The organism is Lewinellaceae bacterium (assembly GCA_020636105.1).
Lineage (GTDB): Bacteria > Bacteroidota > Bacteroidia > Chitinophagales > Saprospiraceae > BCD1.
The window spans coordinates 2,009,150-2,022,431 of sequence record JACJYL010000001.1; the positions used below are offsets into that span (position 1 = coordinate 2,009,150).

10 protein-coding genes are annotated in these 13,282 nt (G+C 44.6%); 2 read left to right on the forward strand and 8 right to left on the reverse strand.

Going from position 1 to position 13,282, the window contains the following annotated elements:
• Window positions 1–618 precede the first annotated feature (618 nt).
• The 4 genes from H6571_07435 to H6571_07450 form a co-directional block, all read right to left on the reverse strand.
• Window positions 619–1,701: a glycosyl hydrolase 53 family protein gene (locus tag H6571_07435; GenBank protein MCB9323559.1), complete on the reverse strand. Its 1,083-nt coding sequence runs from the start codon at window positions 1,699–1,701 to the stop codon at window positions 619–621.
• Window positions 1,702–1,711: 10 nt separating this feature from the next.
• On the reverse strand, window positions 1,712–4,147 hold the full coding sequence (locus H6571_07440) for a glycoside hydrolase family 2 protein (protein ID MCB9323560.1): 2,436 nt from the start codon (window positions 4,145–4,147) through the stop codon (window positions 1,712–1,714).
• Between the two features lie 348 nt (window positions 4,148–4,495).
• Window positions 4,496–6,013, reverse strand: coding sequence for a gliding motility-associated C-terminal domain-containing protein (locus H6571_07445; protein MCB9323561.1), 1,518 nt, complete (start codon window positions 6,011–6,013; stop codon window positions 4,496–4,498).
• 193 nt (window positions 6,014–6,206) lie between these two features.
• Window positions 6,207–6,410, reverse strand: a complete 204-nt coding sequence (locus tag H6571_07450) for a hypothetical protein (protein ID MCB9323562.1) — start codon at window positions 6,408–6,410, stop codon at window positions 6,207–6,209.
• Between the two features lie 214 nt (window positions 6,411–6,624).
• On the opposite strand from H6571_07450, the gene mazG reads away from it, so the two are divergent.
• Both mazG and H6571_07460 read left to right on the forward strand, forming a co-directional pair.
• Entirely contained in the window at window positions 6,625–7,386 is a 762-nt protein-coding gene (mazG, locus tag H6571_07455; GenBank protein ID MCB9323563.1) for a nucleoside triphosphate pyrophosphohydrolase, read from the forward strand.
• A gap of 137 nt (window positions 7,387–7,523) precedes the next feature.
• On the forward strand, window positions 7,524–8,123 hold the full coding sequence (locus tag H6571_07460; protein ID MCB9323564.1) for a bifunctional nuclease family protein: 600 nt from the start codon (window positions 7,524–7,526) through the stop codon (window positions 8,121–8,123).
• Between the two features lies 1 nt (window position 8,124).
• On the opposite strand, the gene H6571_07465 is transcribed toward H6571_07460, so the two are convergent.
• The 4 genes from H6571_07465 to gldF form a co-directional block, all read right to left on the reverse strand.
• Window positions 8,125–9,141, reverse strand: coding sequence for an aminotransferase class I/II-fold pyridoxal phosphate-dependent enzyme (locus H6571_07465; protein ID MCB9323565.1), 1,017 nt, complete (start codon window positions 9,139–9,141; stop codon window positions 8,125–8,127).
• Window positions 9,142–10,968 carry a long-chain fatty acid--CoA ligase gene (locus H6571_07470; protein ID MCB9323566.1) on the reverse strand — a complete coding sequence of 609 codons (1,827 nt, stop codon included), beginning with the start codon at window positions 10,966–10,968 and terminating at the stop codon, window positions 9,142–9,144.
• A 146-nt stretch (window positions 10,969–11,114) separates the two neighbouring features.
• Window positions 11,115–12,494: an aldehyde dehydrogenase gene (locus tag H6571_07475; protein MCB9323567.1), complete on the reverse strand. Its 1,380-nt coding sequence runs from the start codon at window positions 12,492–12,494 to the stop codon at window positions 11,115–11,117.
• 48 nt (window positions 12,495–12,542) lie between these two features.
• Window positions 12,543–13,274: a gliding motility-associated ABC transporter permease subunit GldF gene (gene gldF / locus H6571_07480; protein ID MCB9323568.1), complete on the reverse strand. Its 732-nt coding sequence runs from the start codon at window positions 13,272–13,274 to the stop codon at window positions 12,543–12,545.
• Window positions 13,275–13,282 lie beyond the last annotated feature (8 nt).

Genomic DNA, 13,282 nt, shown 5'->3' on the forward strand with positions numbered 1-13,282 from the left:
CCACGGATCTTAGCACATCAAAAAAATCCGTCCAACATCCGTTCTATCTGTTCTGATCTGCCTCCCATCATTTTCCAAAAGCTTCCATTGATGGGTAGAACGCTGATGAAACGGATTTGACGGATTGCCACGGATCTTAGCACATCAAAAAAATCCGTCCAACATCCGTTCTATCTGTTCTGATCTGCGTCCCATCATTTTCCAAAAGCTTCCATTGATGGGTAGAACGCTGATGAAACGGATCTGACGGATTGCCACGGATCTTAGCACATCAAAAAAATCCGTCCAACATCCGTTCTATCTGTTCTGATCTGCCTCCCATCATTTTCCATCACTTTTCAAAAGCTTCCATTGATGGGTAGAACGCTGATGAAACGGATCTGACGGATTGCCACGGATCTTAGCACATCAAAAAAATCCGTCCAACATCCGTTCTATCTGTTCTGATCTGCCTCCCATCATTTCCATCACTTTTCAAAAGCTTCCATTGATGGGTAGCACAATGATGAAACGGATTTGACAGATTCACACGGATGGCATCCCGATCCCAAAAAAAATCCGTCCTCACCTGTTCAATCTGTTCTAATCCGTGTTCCATCCAAGTCCCATCATTTTCCATCATTTCCCAAAAGCTTCCATCACAGGCAGGGCCCGGCTGTTGAATCCATACAGCGCCAGGTTTTCCCAGGAAGATCCGTCGGACGCCTCCGGGCCGTTAAAGGCAATCAACTCGCCTCCCCAATAACAAAAGCCCAGGCCCCTGATGGTTCCCTTGACTATCCCCTTGATCCTGTTCACAAAATCTTTTTGTCCTGCGGTGGTCGCCGGGTAATCCGGTAAGATCAAATCGTCTTCACTTCCCACGATATTATTCGTCCAGTCATTCCAATCCAATGTGAAAGGATAGGCCGTTTCAGCGATCATAATGTCTTTATCATAAGTCTGAACCATAGTATTTAAAGTAGTCGTCAAAAGCTGCAAATCCTTTCCGTGATAAAAAGGATAGTAGGACAACCCAATGATGTCATAATCGAGGTTTGTTAATTTGTTGAAAAACCAGGTCGGGTTATTGATTCCTGCAAAATGAATGATCGTTTTGGTTTGTGGGTCATTATCACGAACAGCCTGTAATCCTGTCGCCATCAATTCCACAAACTGGCTTTCGTTTGAACTGATTTTACCGTAAGGATAAAGTATTCCTCCATTATTCTCATTTCCGATCTGGATGTATTCAGGATGTATTTCTGATACAATTTTAGCCGTGTAGGCATACATACTGTCTTTCACCTGGGCATAGGTCAACCCCTGCCATGCTGTCGGAGTAACCTGACTGCCGGGATCGGCCCAGGTGTCTGAATAATGTACCGTGAGCCAAACCCTCAATCCCGCTGCTTTGATCTCTTCTGCAAAATTTTTCACCTCCTCGAAACCTGAATATCCCCCGGCCGGATTGTGCCACAAGCGCAATCTGACCGTATTGCCCCCATTGTTTTTAAAAGTGGTAAGGATGTTTTCATATTTTCCGTCTGCATTGAAATAAGCCGCGAGGGTGGTGGCTTCAATTTTAGGGATGGCAGAAAAATCCGCTGCCCTGATGAGGCTGAAATCAACGACCACAGGTTCCGGAACGTCAGGCTCGGGTTTCCCGCATGCCGCAATGAGCAATAAAAGGAATATCAGGTATTTTTGCATGGAGCGCATGTTCAAATTTTTAATTGGTATTAATTTTTAACGTTTCCCCTTTAATCTCCCGGCCTGAAACTTCCACCTCGATGATTCCTGCCTTCTTTTCTGCACCGATGATGAGCATGGCTTTGCCGTAAAAAAGGTTCACTTTGTTTGACTTGAAGGCGTTCATCGATTGGGGATTCCCATTTCCTACACCGGCAATGGCACCCGGCCCACTGAGCTTTATCTCTAATGGATGATCGGCCAGGGGACATAAATTGCCGTCTTTGTCCACCGCTTCGATGAGCACAAATGACAGGTCGTGACCATCGGCATGAATGGTCTGGCGATCCGTGGTCAATTTTAGTTTATAGGGTTTACCGGCCGTTTTCATGGTGCTGCGCCCAATTTCCTGTCCTTCTTTATATGCAACAGCCAAAAGTTCACCAGGTTCATACACCACCTCTTTCCACATGAGCCTGAAGCGTTCGGCAGAATTGGATGATTTTGGGTCTTTACATTTTTCACCCAGGGATTTTCCATTCAGGAACAACTCTGCACAATCCCCGTTGGTGTAAACAAAAACAGGGGTTGTCTGTCCCACCCTTTCATCCCAGTTCCAATGGGGTAAGATGTGGACGGTAGTTTCTTCTGGTTTCCAGTAACTTTTGTACAGGTAATATCTATCCTTGGGAATCCCGCAAAGGTCAACAATTCCAAAATAGGAACTCCGGGAAGCTTCTTTGTCCGACATACCATGCTCTTTGACCCATTTATTGTTATACGGTGTGGGTTCACCGATATAGTCGAATCCTGTCCAGACAAATTCTCCTGCCACATAAGGTTCATCCTGCTGCCACATAAAATCATCATCACCGATCTCGGCCCACCAGGGAGCATTGAGATCGTAGGAACTTACCTGCAGGGAATTGGTAAATGCCGTCTTGTCTTCGGGCAATGGGAATTCATAAAATCCGCGGGTACTCACGGTAGAAGCCGATTCGCTGATGATCACCGCCTTGTCGGGTTCCAGTTGTCGGGCAAGTTTGTAGCGGCGACCATAGTTCCAGCTGTGGACATCGTAGTATCTGTAATGTCCGAGCATAGCACTTTGTTCGCTGTCACAGACCAGCGTATTGGGGCGGGAATCATCGTATTTTTCAAGGTAATTGATCATAGTCTGCAGCCGCTGAAATCCGTTGTTGATATTCCACTGTACGTCTCCGATCTCATTGCCTACACTCCATAAGAAGATAGACGGGTGGTTTCGGTCCCTCATGACAAAATTGCGCATGTTCCTGTGGGCGAAATCGTCGAAATCCGTGGTATCGAGGATGTCGGCCTTGGCATCGTATTTATCGAATATTTCATCCAGGACAAGCAAGCCCATCCTGTCGCAAAGTTCGAGCAATTCGGGTGCCGGAGCATTGTGACTGGTGCGGATAGCATTACATCCCATACCCTGCATTATTTGCAATTGACGCTCCATGGCTCTTTCGTTGAAAGCTGCCCCCAGTGGTCCGAGATCATGATGTAAATTAACCCCTTTGAGCTGAACCCTCCGGTCGTTGAGGTAAAAACCATGATTGGGGGTAAAACGAATGTCTCTCACCCCAAAGGTGGATTCGTATGTATCTGAAAGTTTTTCTCCCTTATAAACCCTGGTGACCACTTTATACAAATGTGGATCATCAATGTCCCACCGGTGAGGATTGGAAAGGGTGACTGTCGTTTCAAGTGTTCGCCGCTTATGGGGCAATATTTTTTCTTTCACCTCCCGTGTAGCGACTTCCTGGTTGTTCCCATTGTAAAAAGTATGGATTAATTTCACATCGGCCGCATCGTCGGCGGCATTGTTGATGGTTGTGGCCACCTGAACATCCGCAAAATGAGGTTTGATAATCGGGGTCGTAATGTAAGTTCCCCAAATATCAACATGAACCGGATTGACGGTGATCAGCTGAATTTTTCGGTAAATGCCCGCTCCGGGGTACCAGCGACTGTCATGATCGCGGGTATCTGCGTGGACAGCAAGAAGGTTGGCTTGCCCAGGCTTCGCCAAATCAGTTATATCCAGGTAAAAGGAGTTATATCCGTAATCCCATTGTCCGGCCAGTTTTCCGTTGACATACACTTTGGGGAACGCCATCACGCCATCAAATAACAAGTAAATGCGTTTACCTGAATCGGATGGGGGAATATTAATTGATTTCCGGTACCAGCCTTCCCCTTTCCAGGGCAATTTCCCGGTGTCTCCGTTTCCCTCTGTTTCAAAAGGGCCGGGGATCGCCCAATCGTGGGGAACCACCACGTTTTGCCAGCGGGAATCGTCAAAATTTTGCTGAAAGGCAGATTCGTTATGCCCTTTTTGGAATTTCCAGCCCGTATTGAGCAGGGTGACGGTTCGTTCCTGGGCAAAAATGGTAAAGGGAAGCAAAAGAAAAGCCAGGGAAAGTAAGTGTATCGTTCTTAGTTTCATCGTTTAGTTTTTGAACTGGTAACTTAAAAAGATCATCCTTTCTCAATGATGAACAAGAACCTCCAAAATACATTTTTTCTCCCTTTTTGCCTCATATCTGATATGGATTTAAAAAAAAATAACCCAAAGGGTAACCTTTTTAATATCTCCGTGATAAAGGCATAAAGCTGTCAAACAAATAGAGAGGAGTTTCTCCAAAAAATCATACAATCCCCAAACTCCTGCTACGTTTGCAAAATGTATATATCCCTATGAACATCCTCCGGGAATAAAGCAACTTCTACATCTCATTTGTGTAAAACAACCCTTTTTCAAGACCGGTTCCGCTGATCCCGCGGACCGGTTTTTTTATCTCAGCAAGGTAAAACTCCCGGAGCGGGTTTCTTTTTGAGCCCTGTCTTCAAATTGGTATTGAACCACAAAAGTATACACCCCCACCTGGGCCGGACGTCCCTGGAAGGTGCCGTCCCAAAACTTGCCGGGAGTATCCGATTCATATATTTTAACTCCCCAACGGTTGAAAATGGAATAATTAAAATCCGCCAGCGGACAGGTATTGTAAACTTCGAATTCATCGTTTATTCCATCAGAATTGGGGGAAAACACATTGGGAAAAGCCAGGAAACAATCACAGTACAACTCCCGTAAGGCCACCACGACCGTATCGGCAACCCGGCATCCATATCGTTCTACCTCCACCCAATACGTTCCGGGACCATTGGCCACGTAATTGCTGGTTGTCGAACCGTCCTGCCAGGTAAAGGCTCCCTCATCAATGCCGGGGGAAAGGTACAGAAAATAACTGTCGCAAAGACTGGTATCCGGTCCGAGGTCCACTACAGGCGGGTCGTTGTAAATGACTTCCACGCCTTTAGTGAGGCTGCAATTCCCAAGGGTCACCGTGACTTCATAGTATCCCTCATTAGTAACCTCATAAACAGGAGCAGTAGATCCATCCTGCCATAAATAACTCGATCCGGGATAAGTCACATCTATCTGGTATTGGTCCCCGACACAAACATTGACTTCCGGGTCAATATCCAACTGAGGGCCCGGAACGAAATCGATGACCACCGTATCCCTGCTGGTACATAAATTGGCGGAAACTTCCACCCAATAAGTTCCCGGTTGTGTAACGTTAAAAGTGGGAGACGTAGAGCCGTTTTGCCAAAGATAAACCCCGTTTTTTGTCTCTACATCAAGGGTATAGGTGTCGCCCACACACAGGGTGGTATCTGGCCCCAGGTCCACCTGGCAAACAGGGATAATCTTCACATCATCGATATAACATGCATTAAAAAGGTCGACCTCCAGTTTTCCAAAAGTTACATAATTATAGTCCGATGAAGGAATGAAGGTAAAACTATGCTGTACCCACTCTTCGGGAACCGACAGGGGGAGCGTATCCCTGTTATTCATTCCGACCTCCGCCGCAGGCATTCCGTCACTAAATCCCAGGATAATGCTTGCGGTGGTAGCGTTGACATCGTCATTTATTTTCGAATAGGCGGCATAAAAGGAAATGGTGTACTCCTGGTCTGCGATTAATGGTGAAGTCAGGGTTTGTCCAAACACTTCATTATTGGGGCCCGGGATGAGCACCCCGTTGAAAAAACGGACCCATCTGACGCCCTGGGGAGAAGGATTTTGGATTTTATAAGGCAATGTCTGGCAGGTGGCGGGTGAACTGTCACAATAATCCGGCGTTCCTGAAACAATGTTCCAGCCGGAAGGCAGGGTATTCAGGCCCGTCTGCCCGAGCTCCATGTCGCCGTTAAATACCATTTGTCCGCTCAGGGGCGACACTATCATTAACAAAGAAAAGAGAATAGTTACCAGGTAATTCATGAGATCTTTTATCATCATTCTGCACAGCTTACTGAAAATTTTCTACCTAATTAAAAACTCAAATGACGCTAAAATATTGCCTGAGCCAATCTCACAAATGAGTTCATAACCCAGCGCCTGCCCCACAAAAAAGCCTTGTTTGAAGGGGACTTACCCCATCAGACAAGGCTTGGTTCATTGGTTGAATTCGAGCGTCTAACCAAATCGTAAATTATTTTTTTCCTTCGTTTTTGCACGCATCCCCCGGTTTGGTTCCACAAACGGTGCATTCCCCTATCTCATTTTTGAGCATTGGATTGTCAGAAGCACAGGTACCCCGGAATTCCTGCCCGATTACCAAATGTCTGATATTGATCAGTGCAAAAGAAATACCGAAAACGACAAAGACTACCAGTAAGACATATAAAAATTGCATAATATGATGGTTTAAAAAAGTTTTTAATATTGAAAGCTTCCTATGGGTAAAAACAATTAATTGATAAAATAGATTTACTTTTGCGGTCAAAATTAGGGATTAACTGGTTAAAAACAGCTGTTTAAGCCAAATTTTTACCCAGTTAATCGTTACCAATATTTCAATGAATTCCATCCCCACCCATTTTCGAATCATTTAAACCTGCGTGATAATAATGGAACAAAAATTAAAAGCATTTGAGCGTCTTTTGAACATTATGGACGAGCTTCGGGAACAATGCCCGTGGGACAGGAAACAAACCTTTCAGAGTTTGCGAAACCTGACTATTGAAGAGGCTTATGAACTTACGGACGAACTGCTCCATGAAAACATGGAGGGCATCAAAGAGGAGATCGGCGATCTTATGCTGCATATGGTTTTTTACGCTAAAATAGCCGATGAAAAAGGTTCCTTTGACATTGCAGACGCCTTGAATGCTGTTTGTGAAAAACTCATCAAACGCCACCCCCACATTTATGGTGACGTGACCGTCGCGGATGATGAAGAGGTGAAACGCAACTGGGAGCAGCTCAAATTAAAAGAAGGCAAAAAATCCGTACTTTCAGGGGTGCCCAACAGCATGCCGGCCATGATCAAGGCTTACCGGATGCAGGACAAAACGGCCCAGGTAGGTTTCGAATGGGAAAACAGCGGGCAGGTTTGGGAAAAAGTGGAGGAAGAGATGGCTGAATTCAAGGAAACTATGGACAAAGATATGCCCCATGAAAAACGGGAAGAGGAGTTCGGCGACATCCTTTTTTCCCTGATCAATTACGCCAGGTTCCAGAATATCGACCCCGAAACGGCGCTCGACAGAATCAATCATAAGTTCCGGAAAAGGTTTGAATATATTGAAAAAAATGCGGACAGAGACCTTCAGGAAATGAGCCTTGAGGAAATGGATGCGCTTTGGAACGAGGCCAAAACGAGACTCTAAGAAGGCAATTGGATTAGCAGTTTAAAAAATGATTTGTATATTTGTCAGCTAATTAGAAGATGATCGAATTTTTTGGGGAAAAAATTAAACCCGGATAAAAGAGAAAGTGTTCTTTGGTTACTAACACAAAAATTGAAATGAGAAAAATAGGTTTAGATATAGTAACGCTTTCCCACAGCGTGACCCAATCAAATAACTACGCGGTTATCCTTGGCGAACAAAATGGCGACCGCAGACTTCCTATTGTTATTGGCAGTTTTGAGGCACAGGCTATTGCTGTGGCATTGGAACAAATGGTTCCGAGCCGTCCCTTAACCCACGATCTTTTCAAAAATACACTGGAAACTTTCAATATCGATCTCAAAGAAGTCCTGATTAACAATCTTTTGGATGGCATTTTTTATGCCAAACTCATTTGTATTAAAGATGGAGAAGTTTTGGAGATCGATTCCCGGACTTCGGATGCTCTTGCCCTGGCCGTTCGCTTCGAATGCCCTATTTACACCTATGAATTCATCCTCGAATCCGCCGGTATTTTACTCGACGATATGGAAGGTGAACCCTCTGAGCAGGAGCCAGTTCGGAAACAACCCCGCCCTGCCCGCCAGGAGGTCGATTCTTTGGCTGCTTATTCGGAAGATGCCCTGGACAAACTGTTGGAAGAAGTCCTGGCCAATGAAGACTACGAAAAGGCTGCCCAGATTCGGGATGAAATGAACAGAAGAAAATCCCAGTAATTTAAAAGGTCAACCCCGACAAGATCTCCAAAGTGTTTTCCAGCATGGCTTCTGTATAGTCAAGATGCGTTACAAAACGAATGGTTTGTGGCCCAAAGGGGGATGCCCCAATGCCTTTTTCTGTCAACTTTTCCAAAAAACGGACCGCCGTCAAATCTCCCTCTAGATCAAAGATAACGATGTTGGTATGAACAGGTTTTACCCGTTTTACATAAGGCATTGTTTCCAGTAAATTTCCAATTTTTTTGGCACGCTGATGATCATCTTTCAGCCTATCCACATGATGATCCAGCGCATAAATACAAGCCGCGGCAAGATATCCTGCCTGGCGCATTCCTCCCCCCATCACCTTTCGAACCCGCCTCGCCTTTCGGATAAAATCAGCATCGCCAATCAAGACTGAACCTACCGGGGCCCCCAGTCCTTTGGATAAACAGACTGAAATGCTATCGAACAATGCCCCCATCTGCAAAGGGGTTTCCCCTGTCTCTACCAGCGCATTAAAAATGCGGGCACCATCGAGATGCAATTTCATGCCTTTCCGGAGGCAAAGCTCACGGATGGGATCTATCTCATCGCAGGTATAATAACTTCCGCCTCCTTTATTACAGGTATTTTCCAGCACCACTAATTTACTCAAAGACAACCAGTCCTGAACAGGTTTGATGGCGACCTCAACCTGTTCCGCCGTCATTTTACCGTATTCCCCCATGACAAGGTTTATCCCAATGCCGGAGTTGTAGGCATAACCACCCACTTCGTACTGGTAAATATGAGAAGACTCCTCACAAATGACCTCATCCAGCGGCTGAGTATGCACCTTGATGGCTATTTGATTGGTCATGGTGCCCGAGGGACAGAAGAGGGCTGCTTCTTTGCCGAACAGGCCGGCCAGTTTTTTTTCAAGGGCATTGACGGTGGGGTCCTGTCCAAAAACATCATCCCCTACCTCGGCACTCATCATCGCCTGTAACATGCCCGCGGTGGGCCTGGTTACCGTATCGCTAATTAGATTCATTTATTCTGTATATAATGCCTCTATTTCCTGGGCAAATTTTTCTAAAATAACTCTCCTTTTCAACTTCATGGTTGGAGTCAATTCAGACTCGGATCCATCTGTTTTTACCGCCTCCCACTGAGCGGGAACCAGGGTAAATTTTTTGATCTGCTCAATATAGTTGAATTCGGGATTGTATTTATCACAAATCCACTGGTAACGTTGTATGACTTTGGGATGTTTGATGACTTCCTCCAGGGAGGTCCATTCCACCTCGTGTTCTTCACACCAGCTTTTTAAGGCCTCTACAGCAGGCACGATCAGGGCGGAAACAAATTTCATGTTGTTTCCTACCACCATGATCTGTTCAACGAGGAAAGATTCCCGGAATCGCCCTTCAATAGGCGCTGGAGCAACGTATTTTCCTCCGGAAGTTTTCAGCAATTCCTTTTTCCTGTCGGTTATTTTCAGGAATTCCCTGCCGCTTTTATTTTTGACTAATTTGCCAACATCCCCGGTACAAAACCAGATTTCTCCGTTGATTTCTTTGAAAACCGCTTTGTTTTCTTCCGGTTTATTGTAATAACCAATCATGACATTGGGCCCTTTCGCCAAAATCTCCCCTTCCCCTTCGCGATAATTGCCGTCACTATCATCAATGAACACCTCGACTCCATTGACGACCGGGCCAACCGTTCCGACCATTGCCGCCCCCGGTTCGAAGTAATTGATGCTGATGGTCGGTGCAGTTTCTGTTAAGCCATATCCTTCCCTTACGGGGATTCCGGCGGCGGAGAATACTTTCAGGATATTGGGCGGGCAGGGAGCTGCTCCCGTTACAATGCCCTGGATATTTCCACCAAGGGCTTCTCGCCATTTACTAAAGATAAGCTTGTCTGCGATTTTGCGTTTAATTGCGGCCCAGCCGCTGTAGGTTTTATCGTATTCAAAATCTTCTGTCATCCTTAAAGCCCAGAAAAACAGGAATTTGCTTATGCCTTTAAGCGATAACCCCTTATTGTAAATGGTTTCGTAAACTTTTTCCAAAAGACGCGGTACAGTGGTAAAAAAATACGGCGCCACTGAGCGCAGGTCGCCCGTTTCCCCTCCAAGGTTATCTGTTCCCGTGTAATGACAGTTCATGCCCTTGTACAAATAGGCAAAAGAAACGGCTCTTTCAAAAATATGGCACAACGGGAGGAAACTTAACGTTTGCATGCCCGTCGATTTTTTGGGCAAAATAATGCATGATTCAATGACAACAAAAACAATGGAATGATGCGTCAATACCACCCCCTTGGGGTTTCCTGTGGTTCCGGAAGTGTAAATAATGGTGGCTACATCTTCAGGCTTTATGGCATTTTTTATTTCCTCCACCTCATCCATCCGTCCATCACTCCACATATCTTCCCAATAGGGACGCCCCTCCTGGCGGTCAAAAGTGAATATTTTTTTTAGCGAAGGCACATTGGCCTGGGCAGAGTGCATTTTATCATAAAGATCCAGGGCACCCACGAAGGCATAAGAAACTTCCGCGTCATTCAGGATATATTGAAATTCACCAGGACTAATGGTGGGATAAAGCGGCACATTGATGGCTCCCACAATTTGGGTGGCTATATCAGCAATGGTCCATTCCGGGCGATTTTTATAACTGGAAATCGCTATTTTATCCCCGGGTTTAACCCCCAGATCCAACAACCCGGAAGCCATCTTCATGGACTGGTCAATGATGTCCTGGGTACTGTAATATTTCCATTGGCCATCTACCTTTTTTCCGAGTGCTTTATCGGAAGGATAGTTTAGTTTTTGATACTCAAGAAAGTCGAAAATGCGGGTTGGTTCCATCGTTTTGAAATTTAGGTAATAATTTAGTCGGGCCGGCTTGAATGAGCCTTCTGATCTTTTGGGAGGGGGAGCACTGTCATCATAAATTATCTTTGGCTAAAAAACGAACAATTATTGAATTTTCCAAATAGCCAAATGGAAATTCGTTACCCCAGATATTTAAACAACTTTTTAAATAAAGACAGGTTCTTTTTCCAGGGGGCATACCGGATGGTAATATCCGGAAAAAAAGATTTATGTAGAACACTTTTATGGTGAGAAAACATTTCAAAACTATGGCGTCCATGGTAAGTTCCAAATCCACTATCCCCTACCCCGCCAAATGGAAGATAATGATTGCCGTACTGCAGAACGGTATCATTTACACAAACCACGCCTGAAGAAGTTGCTCCCAATACCTTATTGACTTTAGCTTTCTCCTTTGAGAAAATATAAAGTGCAAGAGGTTTTGGGCCGGCATTCACAAAATCAATGGCCTCCTCGACTTTGGAATAGGTCATGATCGGTAAAATCGGGCCGAAAATTTCTTCTTTCATAATCTGGTTGTCGCCTGTAACTCCATCGATAATCGTCGGAGAAATATATTTTTGCACAGGATCCGTGTCCCCCCCAAAGAGCATATTACCCTCTTTCAACAAGCTGGTCAACCGATCAAAATGAGCAGAACTGATGATGCGTCCAAAATCTTCGCTTTCTTTCACCTGGGGTCCATAAAACTGCTTTATCTTCTCAATTAATTTCACAACCAACTCCGCTTTAACGCCTTCCTGGACCAACAAATAATCCGGTGCAATACACGTCTGGCCACAATTCAAAAATTTGCCGAATACAATTCTCCGTGCCGTAAGTTCAATATCCAGCGCTGTATCGACAATGCAGGGACTTTTCCCTCCAAGCTCCAGGGTAACAGGCGTTAAGTTTTTAGCGGCAGCCTCGTACACAATGCGCCCCACTTTTGAACTCCCCGTAAAAAAAATATAATCAAATTTTTGGGCGAGTAGCTCTGTGGTCTCTTTCACAGCGCCTTCTATTACGGCGACAAGATGTTCCTCAAAAGTTTCATCCACTATCTTTTTCAGCACCGCCGAAACATGAGGGGCAAGTTCTGAAGGTTTAATTATTGCCGTATTTCCAGCAGCCAACGCGCCCACCAGAGGAGCCATAACCAACAAAAAGGGATAATTCCAAGGGCCGATGATCAAACAATTGCCATAAGGTTCAGGAATTATTTTACTGCTTCCTATCGCATAAAACAAAGGAGTGCCTACCCGCCTTGGTTTTACCCATTTGTGCAGCTTTTTTATTGAAATGTCCAGGTCTTTGTAAAACACCCCCAATTCTGTAATAAACCCTTCTGCTTCAGACTTTTTTAGATCTGCAAAAAGAGCTTCAGAAATGAGTGTTTCATTGCTTTCTATAGCTGTTTTTAAATTTTTAAGCTGGGTAAGCCTGAATGAAAGGTCTTTAGTTTTGCCTGTGGCAAAAAAATCGCGCTGTTTCTCTAAAATTAAATTCATCGGAGGCATTTCTTAAAGTATCATTTGAGAAAGCCAATATAAACAAAAATCGGATAATTACCACTTTCTTCTTTCGAGAGAAATTTTGGTGAGAAAAATGAATAAAACGATGAGGGAAATGAAGTATATCAAATCCCTGGAATCTAAAATCCCACGACTAATGGAATCGTAGTGATAATCAATGCCAATCATTTGAATGACATCATCGAGCTTGCCGACAAAAACGGGAAGATTGCTGATATAGTTGAATCCGGAATAAAAGAAAAAACACAGGAAAGTGGACAGGATAAAAGCAATGATCTGGTTTTTAGACAATGAAGAGGCGAAAATTCCAATGGCAATAAAGGCCATGGCCAGGAACAACAATCCAATATAGGATCCCATAATTGCACCGCTATCCAGGTTTCCTTTAGGTGAACCCAACTGGTAAACCGTATAATAATACAACAAGGTTGGAATTAAGGCAAATAAGATCAGTACGAGGCTTGCCAGGAATTTTCCCATAACAATTTCGAGATCCTTTAGTGGCCTGGTGACGAGCAATTCTATGGTTCCTGTTTGCTGTTCTTCTGAAAAAGAGCGCATGGTTACCGCAGGAATGAGGAACATGAAGATCTGCGGAGCAATGCTGAACAGCTGATCAAGTGTTGCATAATTATAATTCAGCAAGCTGGTATCGGGGAAAACAAACATCACTAACCCCAAAATGACCAGAAAGACTCCGATCACAATATATCCGACCAGGGAACTAAAAAATGCGTTGATCTCTTTTTTGAATATGCTTAACATGTTGCTGG